17 protein-coding genes are annotated in these 18,736 nt (G+C 72.9%); 11 read left to right on the forward strand and 6 right to left on the reverse strand.

What is annotated here, in order from left to right; translation table 11 throughout:
• Window positions 1–30 precede the first annotated feature (30 nt).
• From ACWEF6_RS37010 to ACWEF6_RS37035, 6 genes are read left to right on the forward strand one after another with little or no spacing between them, the layout of a single operon-like run.
• Window positions 31–1,113, forward strand: coding sequence for a type IV pilus twitching motility protein PilT (locus ACWEF6_RS37010; RefSeq protein WP_449687216.1), 1,083 nt, complete (start codon window positions 31–33; stop codon window positions 1,111–1,113).
• Window positions 1,110–2,633, forward strand: coding sequence for a GspE/PulE family protein (locus tag ACWEF6_RS37015; RefSeq protein ID WP_449687217.1), 1,524 nt, complete (start codon window positions 1,110–1,112; stop codon window positions 2,631–2,633). Before ACWEF6_RS37010 ends, ACWEF6_RS37015 begins: the two co-directional genes overlap by 4 nt.
• Window positions 2,630–3,835: a type II secretion system F family protein gene (locus ACWEF6_RS37020; RefSeq protein ID WP_449687218.1), complete on the forward strand. Its 1,206-nt coding sequence runs from the start codon at window positions 2,630–2,632 to the stop codon at window positions 3,833–3,835. Before ACWEF6_RS37015 ends, ACWEF6_RS37020 begins: the two co-directional genes overlap by 4 nt.
• Window positions 3,835–4,263, forward strand: coding sequence for a type IV pilus modification PilV family protein (locus tag ACWEF6_RS37025; RefSeq protein WP_449687219.1), 429 nt, complete (start codon window positions 3,835–3,837; stop codon window positions 4,261–4,263). Before ACWEF6_RS37020 ends, ACWEF6_RS37025 begins: the two co-directional genes overlap by 1 nt.
• A complete protein-coding gene (locus ACWEF6_RS37030) occupies window positions 4,257–4,880 on the forward strand; it encodes a prepilin-type N-terminal cleavage/methylation domain-containing protein (RefSeq protein ID WP_449687220.1) in 624 nt (207 codons plus the stop codon). The genes ACWEF6_RS37025 and ACWEF6_RS37030 overlap by 7 nt, the downstream gene beginning before the upstream one ends.
• Complete coding sequence (locus ACWEF6_RS37035; RefSeq protein WP_449687221.1) at window positions 4,877–6,886, forward strand: hypothetical protein; 2,010 nt, start codon at window positions 4,877–4,879, stop codon at window positions 6,884–6,886. The genes ACWEF6_RS37030 and ACWEF6_RS37035 overlap by 4 nt, the downstream gene beginning before the upstream one ends.
• Before the next feature lie 4 nt (window positions 6,887–6,890).
• Here ACWEF6_RS37035 and ACWEF6_RS37040 read toward each other — a convergent pair whose 3' ends face one another.
• Window positions 6,891–7,670 (reverse strand): prepilin peptidase, encoded by a 780-nt coding sequence (locus tag ACWEF6_RS37040; protein WP_449687222.1) that lies wholly within the window; start codon window positions 7,668–7,670, stop codon window positions 6,891–6,893.
• 203 nt (window positions 7,671–7,873) lie between these two features.
• Here ACWEF6_RS37040 and ACWEF6_RS37045 point away from each other — a divergent pair, with 203 nt between their 5' ends.
• Together ACWEF6_RS37045 and ACWEF6_RS37050 are read left to right on the forward strand one after the other, a co-directional pair.
• On the forward strand, window positions 7,874–8,737 hold the full coding sequence (locus tag ACWEF6_RS37045) for a universal stress protein (RefSeq protein ID WP_449687223.1): 864 nt from the start codon (window positions 7,874–7,876) through the stop codon (window positions 8,735–8,737).
• Window positions 8,738–8,798: 61 nt separating this feature from the next.
• On the forward strand, window positions 8,799–9,212 hold the full coding sequence (locus tag ACWEF6_RS37050; RefSeq protein WP_449687224.1) for a hypothetical protein: 414 nt from the start codon (window positions 8,799–8,801) through the stop codon (window positions 9,210–9,212).
• Here the strand turns inward: ACWEF6_RS37050 and ACWEF6_RS37055 are convergent.
• Entirely contained in the window at window positions 9,205–9,795 is a 591-nt protein-coding gene (locus ACWEF6_RS37055; RefSeq protein ID WP_449687225.1) for a TetR/AcrR family transcriptional regulator, read from the reverse strand. The genes ACWEF6_RS37050 and ACWEF6_RS37055 overlap by 8 nt on opposite strands.
• Before the next feature lie 37 nt (window positions 9,796–9,832).
• Between ACWEF6_RS37055 and ACWEF6_RS37060 the strand changes: the two genes are divergently transcribed.
• Window positions 9,833–10,180, forward strand: a complete 348-nt coding sequence (locus tag ACWEF6_RS37060) for a cytoplasmic protein (RefSeq protein ID WP_310976197.1) — start codon at window positions 9,833–9,835, stop codon at window positions 10,178–10,180.
• Between the two features lie 18 nt (window positions 10,181–10,198).
• Here the strand turns inward: ACWEF6_RS37060 and ACWEF6_RS37065 are convergent, their stop codons facing one another.
• Window positions 10,199–10,642 (reverse strand): DUF6294 family protein, encoded by a 444-nt coding sequence (locus ACWEF6_RS37065; RefSeq protein ID WP_449687226.1) that lies wholly within the window; start codon window positions 10,640–10,642, stop codon window positions 10,199–10,201.
• 191 nt (window positions 10,643–10,833) lie between these two features.
• On the opposite strand from ACWEF6_RS37065, the gene ACWEF6_RS37070 reads away from it, so the two are divergent.
• Window positions 10,834–12,927 (forward strand): BTAD domain-containing putative transcriptional regulator, encoded by a 2,094-nt coding sequence (locus tag ACWEF6_RS37070; protein ID WP_449687227.1) that lies wholly within the window; start codon window positions 10,834–10,836, stop codon window positions 12,925–12,927.
• Between the two features lie 45 nt (window positions 12,928–12,972).
• On the opposite strand, the gene ACWEF6_RS37075 is transcribed toward ACWEF6_RS37070, so the two are convergent.
• On the reverse strand, window positions 12,973–13,332 hold the full coding sequence (locus ACWEF6_RS37075) for an STAS domain-containing protein (RefSeq protein WP_449687228.1): 360 nt from the start codon (window positions 13,330–13,332) through the stop codon (window positions 12,973–12,975).
• A 112-nt stretch (window positions 13,333–13,444) separates the two neighbouring features.
• On the opposite strand from ACWEF6_RS37075, the gene ACWEF6_RS37080 reads away from it, so the two are divergent.
• Window positions 13,445–14,653, forward strand: coding sequence for an amidohydrolase family protein (locus ACWEF6_RS37080; RefSeq protein WP_449687229.1), 1,209 nt, complete (start codon window positions 13,445–13,447; stop codon window positions 14,651–14,653).
• On the opposite strand, the gene ACWEF6_RS37085 is transcribed toward ACWEF6_RS37080, so the two are convergent.
• Together ACWEF6_RS37085 and ACWEF6_RS37090 are read right to left on the reverse strand one after the other, a co-directional pair.
• Entirely contained in the window at window positions 14,633–17,521 is a 2,889-nt protein-coding gene (locus ACWEF6_RS37085; RefSeq protein ID WP_449687230.1) for a beta-galactosidase, read from the reverse strand. The genes ACWEF6_RS37080 and ACWEF6_RS37085 overlap by 21 nt on opposite strands.
• Window positions 17,522–17,567: 46 nt before the next feature.
• Window positions 17,568–18,554, reverse strand: coding sequence for an arabinan endo-1,5-alpha-L-arabinosidase (locus ACWEF6_RS37090; RefSeq protein WP_449687231.1), 987 nt, complete (start codon window positions 18,552–18,554; stop codon window positions 17,568–17,570).
• Between the last annotated feature and the right edge of the window lie 182 nt (window positions 18,555–18,736).

Below are 18,736 nucleotides of genomic sequence, written 5' to 3' on the forward strand. Positions count from 1 at the left end.
CACGGACGCACCTCGCCCCGGAGGGAAACCATGCCCACCCAGATCGGCAGCCGCGTCGACGGCCTGCTCGAGGCCTTGTGGCACGCGCGTGGCACCGACCTGCTGCTCACCGCCGGACTGCCGCCCCAGCTGCGCGTGCACGGCGACCTCTCCGCGGTCCCCGGCCAGCCCGTCCTCACCGGTGAGGACACCCGCGCCCTGCTCGCCGAGCTCCTCACCGACGACCAGGCCCTCGCCTGGCGCGCCACCCGCGAATTCGACTTCTCCTTCGGCTGGCGCGACGAAGCCCGCGTCCGCGGGAACGCCTTCACCCAGCGCGGCGAGACCGTCGTCGCGCTGCGGATGATCCCGCGCCGCATCCCCGGCATGGCCGATCTCGGCCTGCCGCCCGTCCTCGCCGACTTCGCCCGCCGGCACCAGGGTCTCGTGCTCGTCACCGGGCCGACCGGCTCCGGGAAGTCGACCACGCTCGCCGCCGTCATCGACCGGATCAACTCCGAACGCGCCTGCCACATCCTCACCGTCGAGGACCCGATCGAGTACGTCCACGAGCACCGGCGCTCCGCGGTCAACCAGCGCGAGGTCGGCACCGACACCGAATCCTTCCCCGCCGCGCTGCGCAGCGCCCTGCGCGAGGACCCCGACGTCCTGCTGGTCGGCGAGATGCGCGACCTCGAGTCGATCCGCTTCGCCCTCACCATCGCCGAGACCGGGCACCTCGTCTTCGCCACCTTGCACACCAACGACACCGCGCAGTCCCTAGCGCGGATGATCGACGTCTTCCCGGCCGGGCAGCAGGAGCAGGTTCGCGTGCAGCTCGCCGCTGCCCTCACCGGGATCGTGTACCAGCGGCTGCTCCCCCGCATCGGCGGCGGCCTCGTCGCCGCCTTCGAGGTCCTGGTGGCCAACACCGCCGTCCGCAACCTCATCAAGGAGGGCAAGCCGCACCAGCTGCGCAACGCGCTGGTGACCGGGCGCCGCGAAGGCATGGTGACGCTGGAGCAGTCGCTGTCCCAGCTCGTCGCCGCCGGACTCGTCACCCCCGCCGACGCCGCCGCGCGCAGCCTCCACCCGCAGGACATCGCCCCGCGGCCCCGGAGCGTGCCGGCATGAGACTCCGCGCCCGGACCGTCGACCTCCGCACGGTGACCCCGGACCGCGCCGCCGCCGACCTGCTCGGCGAGGCGCAGGCCCGCGAACTTTGCGCCATCCCGCTGGCCGTCCGCGACGACACCGTGCTGGTCGCGGTGGCCGACGCCGCCACCGCCCCGGCGCTGCAGCAGGCGCTCGGCCGGCCGGTGACCGTCGCCGTCGCCGGACGCGCGGACATCCTGGCCACCATCGGCCGCACCTACCGCGCGCTCACCGGCGTCGACCAGCAGATCAAAGCGTTCGAAGCCCGCGACGCCGTCCGCCGCGACGCGGCCCGCACCGAAGCGCCGGCCACCGCGAACGACGATGCGCCCGTCGTGCACGTCGTCGCCCTGATGATCAAGCAGGCGCTGCGCGACCGCGCGTCCGACATCCACGTCGAGCCGCAGGCCGAGCGGATCCGCGTCCGCTACCGCATCGACGGCGTCCTCCACGACGTCCTCGACCTGCCCGGCTCGATGGGGCCCGCGGTGACCAGCCGGATCAAGATCCTCGCCGGCATGAACATCGTCGAGCGCCGCCGCCCGCAGGACGGCCAGATCAGCATGGACGTCGAAGACCGCCCGGTGGACATCCGGGTGGCCAGCACGCCGGTCGTCGGCGGCGAGAAGGTCGTGCTGCGGCTGCTGGACAAGAGCCGCCCGCTGTTCCGGCTGCGCCAGCTCGGGATGCCGGAGGAGATGGCCGCGCGCTACACGTCGGTGCTGCAGTCGCCCTACGGCATGGTGATCTGCGCCGGGCCCACCGGCAGCGGCAAGACCACGACGCTCTACGGCTCGCTGAGCGAGCTCGACAGCAGCGAGCGCAACATCATGACCATCGAGGACCCGGTGGAGTACACCATGTCCTCGATCAACCAGATCCAGATCAACGAGCAGACCGGCGTCACCTTCGCCGACGGCCTCAAGTCGATCCTGCGCCAGGACCCGGACGTCATCCTGGTCGGCGAGGTCCGGGACGTCGACACCGCGCGCATCGCCGTGCAGTCCGCGCTGACCGGCCACTTCGTGCTCTCTTCGCTGCACGCCACCGACGCCGCGTCGGCGCTGCACCGGCTCCTGGACATGGGGATCGAGAACTTCCTCGTGGCGTCCTCGGTCACCGCGGTGCTCGCCCAGCGGCTCGTCCGGCGGATCTGCGCGCGCTGCAGTGAGTACTACGAACCGTCCGCCGAGGAGATGTCCTTTTTGGACGCCCTGGGTGCGGACGGCCCGGCGGGCGGGTTCGTCCGCGGGGCCGGCTGCAACTTCTGCGCGCAGACCGGGTTCCTCGACCGCACCGGCGTCTACGAGCTGATGCCGGTCAGCGAAGGCATCCGCACGCTGGTGCTGGAGAGCGCGCCGCACCGCGAGGTGCACGAACTGGCCCGCAAGGAAGGCATGCGGACGCTGCAGGACGAGGCCCTGCGGCTGGTGGCCGAGGGCGTCACCACCCCGGCCGAGGTGCTGCGGTCGATCTACCTCACCGGAGGCGCCCGATGAACCGGTACGCCTACGTCGCCACCGGCCCGGACGGGCAGCGCACCCGCGGGGTGCAGAAGGCCGCCGACGCCGATTCCGCCGTCCTCGCGCTGTACGAACGCGAACTGCGCGACATCGAGATCACCGAGAAGAAGAGCGTGCTGAGCCTGGAGCTGACCGCGCCGCGGGTCAAGCGCGAGGTCGTCATGCACCTCTCCCGCCAGCTCGGCGCGTTCGTCCGGGCCGGGCTCCCGCTGATCGACGCGGTTCACATCCTCGGCGAGGAGGCCGCGAACTCCTCGGTGGCCCGGATGCTGCGGGACGTCGGGCAGGGCCTGCGCGGCGGCGACCGGCTGTCGGACTGCATCGACCGGCACCCGAAGATCTTCCCCGAGTTCTACCGCGAGATCCTGCGCTCGGCGGAGCTCACCGGGCAGCTCGACGTCGTCCTCGACCAGCTCGCCGGCTACCTCGAGCGCGACCTCGAAGCCCGGCGCAAGATCAAGGCCGCGCTGATCTACCCGGCGATGATCGCGCTGATGTCGGTCGTCACCGTCGTCGTACTCGCCACCTTCGTCCTCCCCCGGTTCAAGTCGTTCTTCGCCAGCCTGAACGCGAAGCTGCCGCTGCCGACGCGGATGCTGCTGGCCGTCACCGACTTCCTCGGCCACTGGTGGTGGGCGCTACTGGCCGGGCTGTTCGCCGGCATCGCGGGGTACCTGGTCGCCGTGCGCACGCCCGGCGGCCGGTACGCCCGCGACCGCGCGCTGCTCGGCGTCCCGGCGATCGGCCCGACCGTGCGGCACGCGCTGGTCGAGCGGTTCTGCCGGATCCTGTCGTCGATGGTGAGCGCCGGGGTGCCGCTGCCGGAGGCCCTGCGGGTCGCGACGGACTCGCTGCGCAACCGCGTGTTCATGCGCGCGCTCGGCCGGGTCGCGCAGGCGGTGCTCAACGGCGAGGGCCTGGCCCGCCCGCTCACCGGCTCGGGACTGTTCCCGGTGACCGCCGCGCAGATGATCCGGGTCGGCGAGGACACCGGCACGCTCGACACCCAGCTCGAGGTGACCGCCCAGTACTACGAGAGCGAGCTGGACTACCGGCTGAAGAAGCTCACCGCGCTGTTCGAGCCGGCCGTCATCGTCGTGATGGGGCTGGTCGTCGGGTTCGTCGCGGTCGCGCTCGTCTCGGCGATGTACGGCATCTTCGGCCAGGTGCACCTCTGATGGGCACCGGCGACCGGGGCGAGAGCCTCCTCGAACTGCTGGTCGCGGTGGCGATCCTGGGCGTGGCCGTCCTCGCGGTCGTCGGCGGGATCGGGGTGAGCGCGTTCATGTCCGACGTCCACCGCAAGCAGGCGACGGCCGGGGCCGGGGTGCGCGACTTCGGCGAGGCCGTCCTGGCGGGCGGGTACTTCCCGTGCGCCGCGCCCGCGAAGTACGCCGCGCCCGCCGGATTCACCGTGCCGTCCGGGTTCACCGGCTCGGTGACGTCGGTGAAGTACTGGACCGGCTCGGCGTGGTCGGCGACCTGCGGCACCGACAGCGGGCTGCAGCAGGTGACCCTCCAGGTCGCCAGCGTCGACGGGCGGGCGAGCGAACGCCTGGAGGTCGTGGTGCGCAAGCGGTGCGGGCTCGGGGAGGCGCTGTGCTGAGCCGCCGGTCCGACGCCGGGTTCACGCTCATCGAACTGCTGGTCGTCGTCGTGATCCTCGGAGTGGTCGCCGCGCCGATCGCCAACGCGGTGATCGTCTCGATCCGCAACACCGATGCGACGTCGGCCCGCCTGGCCGTGTCGCACGACGCCCAGCAGAGCTCGGCGTTCTTCGCCCAGGACGTCGCCGCGGTCGGGCTGCGCGACTATTCGGGCCAGGTCGCGAACGGCCAGGTCCCGTACTCGCCGTCGGTCCAGCTCGGCGCCGCCTACGACAGCGGCGGGCAGGTGTGCGGCACGGCCGCGACGCCGGTTTCGTTGGTGCGCCTGCTGTCCGACGACTGGGACACCGGCACGCCGACCGCGACCCGGCGGACCGCGATCGTCGCCTACTACCTCGCCGGGACCGAGCTGCACCGCCTGCGCTGCCTGGATTCCGCGCCCTCGTCGGACTCGGTCGTCGCACACAACGTCGTCCCGGGCACACCCGCGATCACCTGCTCGAGCCCGTGCACCGCCGCGGCCGTCCCGCTGTGGGTGAAGTTCACCTTCACCGCCGTGGCGCGCCGCGCCGACCCCTACCCCATCACCCTGTTCGGGCAACGGAGGCAGACATGACCCGCCGGTGGAAGGGCGACGACACCGGGGCCGCGCTGCCGCTGGTGCTCGTGCTGGTCACGGTGATCGCGGTGGTGCTCGGCGCGCTGCTGTCGTTCGCCGACACCAGCGTCCGCACCACGGTGAACCTGCGCGACCAGGCGGCGTCGGCCTACACGGCCGACGGGGCGCTGCAGGCGGGGATCAACGCGATCCGCACCAGCACGTTCACCGGCGCGCCCGGCGAACACTGCTTCGGCGCGTCGGACACGCTGACGCTGCCGAACTTCGGCAGCGCCGGCTCGGCCGCCGTGTCGTGCACCGCCGATCCGGCGAAAGTGCAGATCCAGTGCCCGTCCCTGAGCGTGTGCAACCGGCCGGGCAACGCGATCCTCACCCTCGGGACCGGCGGCGAGGACGGGCTCACCATCCAGCAGCCGACCGGGTCGTCGTTCAAGGTGCACGGCATCGTGTACTCGAACTCGAACATCCGCGTGGTCAACGGCGCGCTCGACACGAACACCGCGGTGTACGCCCGCGGCGCCTGCTCGGGCACGATCCGGAGCACGCCCGCGACGTCCTGCGGCTACGGCGGGTCGAGCCTCGGCGCGGACCCCGGCTACGCGCCGGCGTTGACGTCCGTACCGCCGCGCCAGGCGCTGCCGCCGTGCACCAGGTCCGGCTCGCTGGTGACGTTCCAGCCCGGGTTCTACGACGACGCGGCCGGGCTGTCGGCGATGATGTCGAGCAGCAGCAAGTGCAAGGACAGCACGTTCTGGTTCACGCCCGGCACGTACTACTTCGACTTCCGCAACAGCGCCTCGGTCCGGCCGCCGTCGCTGCTCGCCGGCGACGACGTGTGGACGATCGACAACGGCTACCTGGTCGCGGGCACGCCGGTGGACGAGAGCGGGCGGATCATCGCCAAGCCGCCGGTCCCGGCGAAGATCCCCGGTGCCTGTGACAACCCGATCGACGACGCGAAGGCGGTCGGCGTCCAGTTCGTCTTCGGCGGCGACAGCCGGCTGGCGGTGAAGGCGGGGCAGGCGGAGATTTGCGGAACGTACCGTGCGGACCGGCCGCCGGTGGCCGTGTACGGGCTGACCTCGGGCGCGGAATCTCCGGTGACGGCGACGCTCGGCCCCGGTTCGGTGACCGGCGGCTTCACCGGCACGGCAGCCTCTCTGTCCACAGTGGACGACACCGGCGCGACATGGGTTTCGCCTGGCAAGGGTGGCGGCAGTGCCGCGCTGACCGCAACCGGCTTCGCCCCCGCCGCGGTGCCGCCCGCCGGGACGATCCTGACTTCGGCGAAGATCCGCGTCACCCACCGCAACGACCAGGGCGCGAACAAGGACACCCGCACCGCCCAGTTCACTCCCGCGGGCAGTTCGCCAATCACGCTGAGCTTGTCCACGCCGAGCGATGGCACGCCCGCGACCGACGTCACCGACGTGACGAACCAGCTGGCGCAGGCGGTGTACGACGGCACCTTCACCGGCGGGCAGCTGAGCTACGGCGTGACCGTGAAGCACGAGGGCACGGAACTGGTGGATGCGCTGCAGCTGGAGCTCACCTACACCCCGCCCGCGTTGCGCGCGGAGAGCGGGTGCACCCAGCTCATGTACAGCAGCAGCGCGGCGTGTGCGTTGGTCACGACGGTGAACAACTCCGGGAACCGGTTCTACGTGCAGGGGACGACGTACGCGCCCAAGGCCGTCCTGGACGTCACGCTGAACAACGCGACCGAGCCGATCTTCCGCTTCGGCGTCATCGCGCGGTCGTTGTGGGTGAAGGAGACCGGGAGCGTGACGTTCACCGGGGCGGTCATCGAGGTGCCGGACGACTCGCCCGGGTTCGTCTTCGGGGTCTACCTCTCGGCGTACGTGTGCGCGGGTTCGGCCACCTGCGCGCCGGGTGGTGTTCCGGCCGCCCGCGCGCGGGTGGCCTATGTGGACGGTGATCCGACGAATCCGGTGCCGGGAGCGCGTCAGGTGTCGGTGCTGAGCTGGTCGGGGAACCGGTGACCGGTCAGGCCAGGCCGGTCAGCCGCTGGTAGGCGTCGCCGAGCGGGCCGGCCGCGAAGATCGCCAGGAGGGCGGCGGCGATCATGAACGGCCCGAACGGCAGCGCGGTCTTGCGGCCGCCCTTGCCGGTGGCCAGCACGACGACGCCGGCGAGGGCGCCGAGCAGGAAGCCGCCGAACGCCCCGATCAGCAGCGTCCCCCAGGAGAGGTAGGCGAGGATCCCGCCGAGGAGGCCCGCGAGCCGGACGTCGCCGAAGCCCATGCCGGCCGGGTAGGCCAGCGCGAGGAGGAGGTAGAAGGTGAACAGCGCGGCGCCGCCGATGCCGGCGCGGGCGAGTGACCACCAGTCGCCGCGGTACCAGGCCGACGCCGTCAGCAGGACCACCAGAACGGGGTAGGACGGCAGCACGATCGCGTTCGGCAGGCGCCGGCAGTCGAGGTCGATGACGGCGAGTGCGATGCCGATCGCGCCGAGGTACAGGAAGGCGAGCAGGTCCGGCGGGTCGAGCCGCAGGGCCAGGAGCGCGAAGAGGACTGCGGTGGCGAGCTCGACGAGGGGGTACCGGACGCTGATCCGGGTACCGCAGGCGGCGCACCGGCCGCGCAGCGCGAGCCAGCCGAAGACGGGGACGTTGTGCCGGGCCTTGATGTCCTGCCCGCAGCCGGGACACCGCGACGGCGGGCGGACCACGGACTCGCCGCGCGGCACCCGGTGGATCACGACGTTGAGGAACGACCCGACGACCAGGCCGAGCACCGCCGCCGCCACGACCAGCACCGCCATCGGCTCCTCCGGGGTTGGGACCGCCGCCGATCTTGCCGGACCCACCCCCACCCCGCGACCGGACACCACCCACCCTCGTCCTCGAATGGACGCGCGGCGGCAGACCGGGGTGGGCGACGGGCTGGGTGGGGGCAGCAGGCTGGGTGGGCCCGGCTGCGGTAAAAGCGTCCCGGGGGTGGGCGTGCGGGCCTACAGTCTTGGAAATGACCGCCGCTGCCGGGTTGAGGGTTGTTGCCGGGGTGGATGGGTCGGGCGAGTCGCTCGATGCCGTTCGGTGGGCTGCCCGGGCCGCCCGGCTTCGGGGTGCTCCGCTCGAGATCGTGCATGCCCTCGACGTCCCCGCCCTTCTCGCCGGGGGTGTGGTGCCTCCGCCCGAGGAGATGGTCGACGCCCTGCGGGCCCGCGGGCGCCGGGCGCTGCGGACCGCTCAGGAACTCGCCGCCGCGCAAGGGGTGCCCGATGCCACCACGCGGCTCGATCCCGATCGCGCCGCCCAGGCGCTGGTCGAGGCCTCGCGGTCCGCCGCGCTGCTCGTCGTCGGGTCCACCGGGCACGGCAGGCTCACCAGCCTGCTCGCCGGGTCGGTCGCCGCCGCCGTCGGGACGCATGCTCGCTGTGACACCGTTGTCGTGCGCGGGGACAGCTGGGACGAGCCCGGCGCCGCCTCGCGACCCGTCGTCACCGGGATCGACGGCAGCGAGGCCGGTGCCCGCGTCCTGGCGACCGCCGTCGCCGAAGCGCGGGCGCGGCGAGCTCCGCTGATCGTCCTGCACGCCTGGGCGGACAGTCCGCCGCCGCACCGGGATCCCCGATGCGTCGCCGAGGCCGGACGCCGGCTGCTCGGCGAACGGGTGGACGCCCACGACACCGGGGACGTCGCAGTCGAACAGATCGTCGTCCACGCCCATCCGCGCAAGGAACTGCTCGAACGCAGCGGCGCCGCCCAGCTGGTCGTCGTCGGCGACCGCGGCCGCGGCGGCTTCCCCGGGCTGCTGCTCGGCTCCACCGGGCAGGCCCTGCTGCACCACGCCGCCTGCCCCGTCCACCTGGTCCGCACCACCACCTGAAGGGAAGCGGAACGGAAGCGGCACCGGGCAGGATCACAAGATGCGAGAGGGAGGAAGAAAGATGAAGACTGCGGTACAGGCCGGGCTGGTCGCGCTGCTGGCCGGTGCAACGGTGCTGGTGACGCCGGCCGAGGCGGCGACGATCGTCCAGCGGACGGCCATCTGCAAGGCGGGCGGCTTCAGCGGCACGTTCACGCTCCGGTACGAGACCGACGGCAGCTACCACCGCATCATCAGCGGGTACACCACGTCGGGGCCGTACATCGGCGACGTCGCGGGCAAGGTCTCCCTGCGGATCTCCTACCGCGCCGGCTCGGCGACGCACACGGTGTACTCCCAGACGGCGGCGACGACCGGGAACACCACCTTCACGATGCCGTCGACCACCGCCGTGCCGACCATGTACGCGGGCACCGCGGCCGCGACCTTCGACAACGGCACGAGCTCCTGCACCGCGACGGTGCCGATCAGCTAGCCGCCTGCTCGAGGGCCGCGCGCAGGATCGCGCGGGCCGAACCGGCGAGGACCTCGGCCGCTTGGGGGCGGTCGAGGCCGCCGATGTCGGTGAGCCACACCAGCGACTCGATGCCCGTCGCCGAGCGGATGGCCACCGCCAGCGCGTGGACGTCCAGCGTGTCCGCCAGCGGGGCCAGTGCCTCCTCGATCCAGCGGATCGCCCGGCCGCGCCGCAGCACCGGTTGCGGTGCGCCGGGCTCAAGGGACAGCCGCAGCTGCGCGCGCAGCTGGGGCTCCCAGCGCAGGGTGAACTCGAGGAACGCCCGCATCACCAGGTCGAGGCGGGCGGCCGGGTCGGCGGGCGCGTCCGGGGGCAGGAGGCCCGCGTCGCCGGAGATCTCCGGGTACGCCGCCAGCAGCAGTGCGCGCTGGTTCGGGAAGTACCGGTAGGCCGTGGTGCGGGAGATCCCGGCCGCTTCGGCGGCGTCCTCGACCGTCGGGGAGACGCCGTTCGCGAGCAACTCGTGCGCTGCCGCGACCAGTGCCGCGCGCGTCCGGCCCTTCTGCCTGCTGCGGCCCGTGGACTCATACGGTATCTCCATGCCATCATGGTACTCACGTCCCACGAAGGAGGCGGCCATGACCGGTGACCCGGCCGAAACGAATCCCGAGCTGTACCGGGTGGTCTTCGAAAACGAGCGGGTGCGGGTCCTGGAGTACCAGGACACCCCCGGCGACCGGACCGCCCCGCACCGCCACCCCGACACGGTGATGGTCACGCTGAGCGCGTTCAGCCGCCGGATCTCCGCCGGCGGCCGCGAGGTCGGCGTCGAACTGCCCGCCGGTGCGGTGCGCTGGGTCGCGGCCCAGGAGCACGCGGGCGAGAACGTCGGCGCCACGCCGACGCACGCGATGTTCGTCGAGCTCAAGGAACCCCGCCCCGGCGGCGCCGTCGCGGGCACCGCCCTGGGCCCCGGCGGACCGTGACCCGGGGCGGTTCCGTGATCAGCAGCTCGAGTGCTGGATGGTCTTGAAGATGTTGACAGCGCTGAAGAGCGACGCGTCGTAAGTGAAGTGCTTCGTCCAGAAGTAGCGCGGCGGCGGGTTGCCGTCGTCCATCCGCGGGCTGTCGAACGTGCCCGCCGAGAACAGCTTCGTCCCGGCCGTGGTCTTGAAGTCGAAGCTGGAGTGCCAGACGTCGCCGGAGTGCGTCTGGAACGTCAGCGTCGTCGCGCTCCAGTCACCCGTGCCGTCCGACCGGATGACCATGGTGCCGTTGTCCTGCTCGCAGTCTCCGACGTGCAGCTGGCCCCAAGTGGCACTTTTCACCTCGAGGACCGCCGCGGTGTGCGCCGGTGCGGCGCTCGCCGCCGGCGCGCCCGCCAGCACCGCCGCGCCCGTCGCCGCGAGGGCGAAACCCGGTGCGAGACCCCGAATCATGCGTTTCATGGACTTCCTCCCGAAGAACCGGTGGCCGCGGACCCTCCCGGTCCGCGCCTGCCGAGCTTCGCAGCGCCCGTCGACAATCCATCGACAGTTCGTCGACGCAGAATCACTCGGGCGTCGGATGTATCCCACGGCGTCCGGCCCGCTCCTGTACGCCGGAGCGCGCGGGATACCCGCGTCGCGGAGGGGCGGGCATGGGCGGGGTGGACCTCGGGGTGCTGGGACCGTTCGAAGTGCGGCTGGACGGCGAGCCGCGGGACGTCGGGGGCCCGCGCCTGCGGACCCTGCTGGCCGTGCTGACCGCCGAGGCGGGCCGGGTGGTCAGCGTTCCCGCGCTGGGCCGCGCGCTGTGGGGCGAGGAGGCTCCCGCACACGCGGACCGCACGGTGCGGACGTACCTCTCGCGGCTGCGCGGCACGGTCGGCGCGGAGGCGATCCGCACCCGGCCGCCGGGCTACGTTCTGCACCTCGCGCCGGAGGCCCTCGACGCCGCGCGGTTCGAACAGCTCGCCGCCGACGGACGGCGGGAGCTGGCCGCCGGGGAGCCCGCGGCCGCCCGGGAGCGGCTGGCCGCCGCGCTGGACCTGTGGCGCGGCCACACCGCCTACGAGGAGTTCGGCGGCGTCGAAACCCTGGCGGCGGAAGGAATGCGGCTCGACCGGCTGCGGCACAACGCCGTCCAGGACCGGATCGACGCCGACCTCGCGCTCGGCGAGGACACCGGGCTGATCGCCGAGCTGGAGGCGCTGACCGCCGCGTTCCCCGGCCACGAACGGCTGTGGGCGCAGCTGATGACGGCGCTCTACCGGGCCGGGCGGCAGAGCGACGCCCTGGAAGCGTTCCGCCGGGCGCGGCACGGGCTGATCACCGCGTCCGGGGTGGAGCCGTCCCCGGTGCTGGCGCAGGTACACCGCCAGGTGCTCGCCCACCACCCGGCGCTGCTCGCCACCCGGGCGGCCGCGGTGGTGACCGACGACGCCCTCACCGCGGGCGAGCACGCCCTGCTCGAGGACGGCGACCTCCGGACCAGCCGGGAGCACTTCGAAACCGCCTACGTGCGGGCCGAACGAGCCGGGGACCCGGCCGCCCTCGCCCGCGCGGCCCTCGGCCTGGGCGGGGTGTGGGTGCACGAACACCGGACGGCCGTCGCGGCGGCGTCCCTGCTGACCCGGCTGCGGCACGCCCTGGAGCAAGTGGCTCCGGGCTCAGCACTGGAACTCCGGCTGCAGGCCCGGCTCGCGGCCGAACTGGACTACGAGGCCGGCACGCACGAGCGCGTCCTCGCGGCGGCCGCGCGGACGCGGGCGGCGGGCGACCCGGTCGCGCACGCCGAGGCGCTGAGCCTGGCCCACCACTGCCTGCTCGGCCCGGACCACGCCGCGCTGCGGCAGGCACTGGCCACCGAACTCGTCGGGGTGCGCACGGGCCGGCGCACCGACCTGGTGATGGGCGTGCTGTGGGACACCGTCGACCGGTTCCTGGCCGGCGACCCGCACGCCGAGCGGCGCCTCGGCGAGCTCGACGACCTGCTGGCCGAGCGCAAGCACCTGGCGGCAGGGTTCGTGGCCGACGCGCTCAAGGTCATGCTGGCCATCCGCGCCGGCCGGTTCCGCGAGGCCGAAGCCGGGGCGCAGGCCTGCGCCGAAGTGGGCCAGGCCGCGGGCGACTTCGACGCGCTGGGCTGGTACGGCGCGCAGCTGGTGGCGATCCGGTGGTTCCAGGGCCGGCTCGGCGAGCTGGTCCCGGTGCTGGACGGCCTGATGCACTCCCCGACGCTCAGCCCGATCGACAACTCGTACTACGCGGCCCTCGCGGTGGCGGCCGCCTCGGCCGGCGACCGCCGCACGGCCGCGGGCGCGCTGGCCCGGCTGTGCGGCGAAGACCTGGGGGCGCTGCCGCGGTCGAGCACTTGGCTGACGTCGCTGTCGGGGGCCGCGGAAACGGCGTATCTGCTCGACGACCGCGCGACGGCGGCGCGGGTCCACGAGCTGCTGGCGCCGTTCGGGCAGCTGCCGGCGATGGCGAGCCTGGGCGTCGCGTGCTTCGGCTCGGTCCACCACCCGCTCGGGACGACGGCGTTGACGGCCGGCGACCCCGGCCGGGCGGTGCCGCACCTGCGGGCCGCGGTGCGGCACAACCTCGCGCTCGCCCACTGGCCGGCGGTGGTGTTTTCGCGGCGCCGGCACGCCGAGGCGCTGGTCCGCCGCGGAGAACCGGGCGACCGGGCGGCGGCGGACCGCGAGTGGGCCGCGGCGGACGAGGAGGCGAAGACGTTCGGCGGGCGGTGAGGTGCTCCGGCGGGGGCGTTCCGCCGCTGAATCCCGGGTTGTCCGTCACCGGGCGATGAGCTGCTCGGGCCGGCCCTCCATCCGGAACAGCGGGGCGATCGCGGCCCGGTCGAGGGCGCGCCGCACCACCACCGAGCACTTCAGGGCCAGCTCGATGCCCTGCTCCGCACAGCGGGACCGCAGGCGGCCCAGTGACGCCACGCCCGTCACCCCGCAGAACCCCACGCCCAGCAGGTCGACCACCAGCCGCCGGGGAGCCGATGCCACCGCGCGGTCGAGTTCCGCGTCCAGGCGGGGGCGGGTGGCCATGTCGATCTCGCCCGTGACCGTGACCCGCAACGTTCCGGGGCGGGGCTCCGCGGTCGTCGCCGTCAGCAGCATCGCGGGCAGGTCGGGGGCGCTCATCGAGGTGCTCCTTCCACGGGGTTCAGCGTTGGTGATCACCTCTACCCCGCTGCCGCGGCCCCCAAACCGCACCGAAGTGTGTGAAGCTCGGAACCGACTGTGAGGAGCGACGATGCCCGGACTTCTGCTGCGCGACGGCCGTCCCTGGAGAACCGCCGGACCCGCGGACCTCCTCGTCCGCGACGGCGTCATCGCCGCCATCGGCCCCGGTCTCGACACCCAAGACGCCGGGGACGTCGAAGTGGTCGAGCTCGGCGGCCGCCTCGTCCTGCCCGGCCTCGTCGAAGCGCACTGCCACCTCGACAAGACCCTCTACGGCGGACCGTGGCGGCCGCACTCCGCCGGGCCCGCGCTGGCCGACCGGATCGCCGACGAACGCCTCCGCCGCACCGAACTCGGGCTGCCCGATCCCGCCCGCGTCAGCGCGCTGCTGGAAACCATGGCCGCCGCCGGGACCACGCACGTCCGCACGCACACCGACGTCTACGCCGGGACCGGCCTCACCGGGGTCGAGGTCGTCCGCGACGCCGCCGCGCGGCTGGCCGGGCGGATCAGCGTCGAGCAGGTCGCCTTCCCGCAGAGCGGCATCCTCGCCAACCCGGGCACGGCCGCGCTGCTGGAAGAGGCGATCAAGCTCGGCGTGCACGCCGTCGGCGGGATCGACCCGGCCGGGATGGACCGCGATCCGGTCCGCCACCTCGACGTCGTCTTCGGCCTCGCCGAACGCCACGGCGTGCGGATCGACCTGCACCTGCACGACCCCGGCTCGCTCGGCGTGTTCGAGCTCGAGCTGATCATCGACCGGACCCGGGCGGCCGGTCTCGCCGGGCGGGTGACGGTCAGCCACGCCTACGCCCTCGGCCAGGCCGACGCCGCGACGCAGGACCGGCTGGCCGCCGGGCTGGCCGAAGCGGGCATCACGATCACCACGGCCGCCGTCTTCGACTTCCCGGTCCCGCCGGTGCAGAAGCTGCGCGCGGCCGGGGTGAACGTGGCCTGCGGGCACGACGACATCCGGGACCTGTGGAGCCCGTACGGCAGCGGCGACCTCCTCGACCGGGCCATGCACCTGGCCTACCGCAGCACCTTCCGCCGCGACGAGGACATCGAAGTCGCCCTGGAAGCCGTCACCTACGGCGGCGCGAAAGCCCTCGGCCTGACCGGCTACGGCCTCGCCGAGGGCGCGCCGGCCGACCTCGTGGTGATCGACGCGGAGACCCCGGCCCACGCCGTCGTGACGCGCCCACCGCGCGACCTGGTCGTCAAGGCGGGCCACATCGTCGCCCGCAGTAAGGCGCTTTCACCGCCGCCAGCCCGGTGACGACACCGGCCGGACCGCGACCCCTCCACGAGCCGTGCCCAGGTCGGTCAGCGCGACCTTCTCCAGGCCGTTGCCCGGGCCGCCGTCGCTGGTCACCGCCAGCGCCAGCGTGTTGCGGCCGTGCGGGTCGAGAATCCCGGTCGGCAGCACGAACGTGTGCTGCGGGCCGACGTCCCCGATGTACTGGCCGACGTTCCAGCCGTTGAGGAACACCAGCACCCGGTAGCGGCCGCCGGAGCGGGGCTTCGCCGGGTCGCCGATCGTCAGGCCCACCGAGGTGTCCTGGTCGCGCGGGATCCGCAACGAGAACGTCGTGCGGTACCACGTCGTCCCCGGATCGGCCGCCGGTGCGGGCACCGCCGCCGGCGGCCACGCGCGGTCCGGGAAGTCCGGCAGGTGCCAGCCGGCGCGTTCGCCCGCGAGCCCGCCGTTGTTCAGCGGGCCGCGCACCGGGTCCGCCGTCCCGCCCTGCAGCTTCCACGCCACCCCGGTCAGCGACGACGAGATCAGCCCCCGGCCCTCCTTGTGCGCGTCGTTGACGCCGCCGTCTTCGTTGTGGCCGTTGTTGCGGACCATCACCGACAGCACGTGCGGGCCGTCGCCGCGCAGGCCCTCCGGCACGGTGAACACCGCGGTGCCGGTGGTCGGCGGCGCGGCCAGCGCGGACGGCAGGACGTGCTGGCCGAGGTACTGCCCGTCCAGCCACGCCTGGAGCATCCCGGCGCCCCCGCCGCCGTAGCGGAGGCTGAGCTGCTCCCCCGGCGTCCCGGTGAACCGCCCGCGGTACCAGACGTCGCCGACGCCGAAGCCGTAGTCGTCCGCGGTCAGCACCGGCTGCCCGGCCGGCGGCGGAGTCGTGCTGTTCGTCGTCGTCCGATCCGCCGGCGGCCACGCCGAGTCGTCGTACCCCGGCTCGGCCTCCGGGGAGCCGGGGGCCGAGCGCCAGCCGGTGAGCTCGGGCAGGCGCGGGTCGGCCGGTCCCGGCAACGGCCGGAAAGCGACCACGCTGCCCGACGCGGTGGGCCGCACCGGCACCGGGGCGCCGTTCCACCACAGCAGCGGACCGCGGGCACCCCACACCTCCAGGTCGCGAGGAGCCTTGGTGTCGCCGGCGAGCACGAACCCCGCGTGAGCGGTCCGCACCAGGTCCGGCCCGCGCACGAGCAGGCCGTCCACCGGCCAGAACGTGTCCGCGGTCGCGTCGTCGGCGAGCAGCAGCGTGACGGCCGGGCGGCCGCCGCCGCTGATCCGGACCCGCGCGAGGCCGTCGTGGCGGTAGTCCAGGCGCAGGTCGTGGCCCGACCAGCTGCTCGTGACGTTCCCGGCGAGGACGTCCACCCGCGGCCGCATCGCGTACCGCAGCACCGTCTCCCCGTCCTCCCCCGGCCGGCCGTGCAGCAGCACGGTGCCGGCGGCCCGGGCCATCAGCTCCGACGTCGAGTACACCAGGTGCTGGCCCGCGACGTCGAAGTTCGCGACCAGGTACTTGGCGTCCTGCCCGGCCAGCCGCAGCGGAACGGTGTAGTCACCGTCCGATGTGGACAGCGGAAAGGTGAAGGAGTCGTCCGTCGTCGCGTTCGACGGCGAGTGCACCGGCAGGTAGAAGTGCACCCCGGTGTCCGGGTTGACGTTGTGGTAGACCTTCACCGCGGCCGACGACGGCGTCACCGGCGCGGCCCGGTCCAGCTCGGCCAGATCCGGCACGGTGGCCAGGAAGGACCCGATCTCCTTCATGGTCAGCGCCTTCGGCCGCAGCTGCCGTCCTTCGTCGATCGCCGAGCCGTAGTCGTAGGAGCTGTAGACGACCGGCGCCGGGAGCCCGCCCCACGACGTGCCGCCGAAGGTCATGTAGAAGTTCTGCAGCGTCAGGCCGTTCGCCAGGTTGGTGCCGTAGAAGACGCGCTCGTAGCCCGGCCCCTGCCGCACCGCGGTGCACGGGTAGGTGCCGTTGCTGCCCCAGTAGTCGAACCAGCCGCCGCCGAACTCGGCGACGAACCCGGGCGTGTTCGGTGACGCGCTCGCGCCGCCCTTCGCCCCGCCCGGCCCGTAGGTCCCCCAGTCCGGGGCCGCGTTCGGGTTGCCCGGCGTCGCGTCGGTCCGGCAGGTGCCGCCGGGGTAACCGTCGAAGGCGTAGAGGTCGACCTTGCCTTCGACGGTGCCGGGCACCCCGGAGCCCGGCGGCACCCAGATGCCGTTGCGGCCCTTGTCGTTGTGGAAGACCGGGACGGTGATGCCGTCGGCGCGCACCTTGTCGTAGAGGTGGGCGATGTAGGTGCGCTGCGCGGTGCCGGTGGCGGCCAGCTCGTTCTCGATCTGGTAAAGGATCACCGGCCCGCGGCCGTCGGTGTACTGGTGCCGGGCGATGATCCGGTCGATCCGCGACAGCCATTCGCCGGACGCGGCGAGGTAGTCGGGCGCGTCGCTGCGGGCCCGGCCGGCCTGGGTGCTCAGCCACGCCGGGAAGCCGCCGCCGGTGACCTCGGCGTTGATGTACGGGCCGGGCCGGGCGATGACGTACAGCCCGGCTTCGGCGGCGAGGTCGAGCACGCGGTCCATGTCCCGGACACCGGTGAAGTCGTACACCCCCGGCGCCGGCGAGTGGTAGTTCCAGTCGAAGTAGATCGAGACCGCCGTGTAGCCGGTGGCCTTCATCTTCTGCAGCACGTCCCGCCACAGGTCCGGGCTCGGCAGCCGGAACGGGTGGAACTCGCCGGACCAGACGATCTGGCGGCGCCCGTCCAGCATCAGCGAGTACTTGTCGAAGGTGACCTGGTGCTTCGGCGGCGCCGCCGGGACGGCCGAGGCCGGTGCCGTACCAAGCGCGGTTGCCACGAACAGGGTGACGAGCAGGGACAGGAACCGCCGCATGGCTGGACTCTCCGAGTCGGACGGGGTATAGGTCGTTATACGGAAGTCAGTACACGTACGGCCAGCCGGCGTTGTCGTAGCCGATGAGGTTGATGCCGAGCTTGCCCGTCAGCGGCGTCGCGTCCGAGTAGTAGTAGTGGTAGACGAGCACGTCGGCGTCGGAGTCGTGGACGACGGCGACGTGGCCGGGGCCGTGGACCGCGCCGTGGCTCGCCAGGATCTGGGTGCCGCCGCCCGCCGTCATCCGGACGCCGTTGCGATCGGTGTAGGGGCCGGTGATCGACGTCGAGCGGCCGACCATCACGCGGTAGGTGCTCTTGGTGCCCTGGCAGCACAGGTCCCAGGAGACGAACAGGTAGTAGTAGGTGCCGTGCTGGATGATGAACGGTGCTTCCTCGGCCGATGTGCTTCCGGTGCGCTGGGCGATGCTGCGCAGTGCGGTGTCGGACGTGCTGCGTTTGCCGGTGGCCGGGTCGAGCCGGATCATCTTGATGCCGGTCCACCACGAGCCGAAGCTGAGCCACCAGCGGCCGGAGGAGTCGACGAACAGGTTCGGGTCGATCGCGTTGTAGTCGTTGTTCGTGCTGGTCTGGATGACGATGCCCTGGTTGGTCCAGCTGCCGGGCAGGCCGGTCGTGCTGGTGGCGAGGAAGATCGCCGAGTTGCGGGAGCCGAGCGAGGAAGCGGCGTAGTAGAGGTAGTACTTGCCGTTGTGGAACGAGATGTCCGGTGCCCACAGGTAGCCCGGCTTCGCCGGGTCGGTGAAGGGGGCGGTCCACGGGGCGCCGTTCGGCCAGACCGAGCCGATCTTCGTGAAGTGGATCCGGTCGGTGGAGCGGCGGATCTGCAGGTACTGGTCGGTCGAGTAGAGCAGGTAGCTGCCGTCCGCCGCGCGGATCATCGCCGGGTCGTGCACCGCCTCGATGTCCCCGGTCACGTACCCGGGATCCGGGTAGGTCGCGGCCTGCGCGGCGGGGGCGCTCAGCAGGGCGGCGGCGACGGCGGCGATGGCCGGGAGGCGGCGCAGCTTCATGGGTGTCCTCGGGGTCGGCACTGATCCGGAACGCTGTTAACGCTAACAAAGACTGCCGGTGAGCATGGTCGGCGGTCACCGGCCGGTGCGTCAAGGGCCGGACGGAGGGTCTCCCCCGCCCGGCCCCGGCGCCGGTCGTGAGTGGTAAGGCGGGTTAGAACCCGCCTTACCACTCACGAAGG

The sequence above is a fragment of the Amycolatopsis sp. NPDC004772 genome (assembly GCF_053601215.1).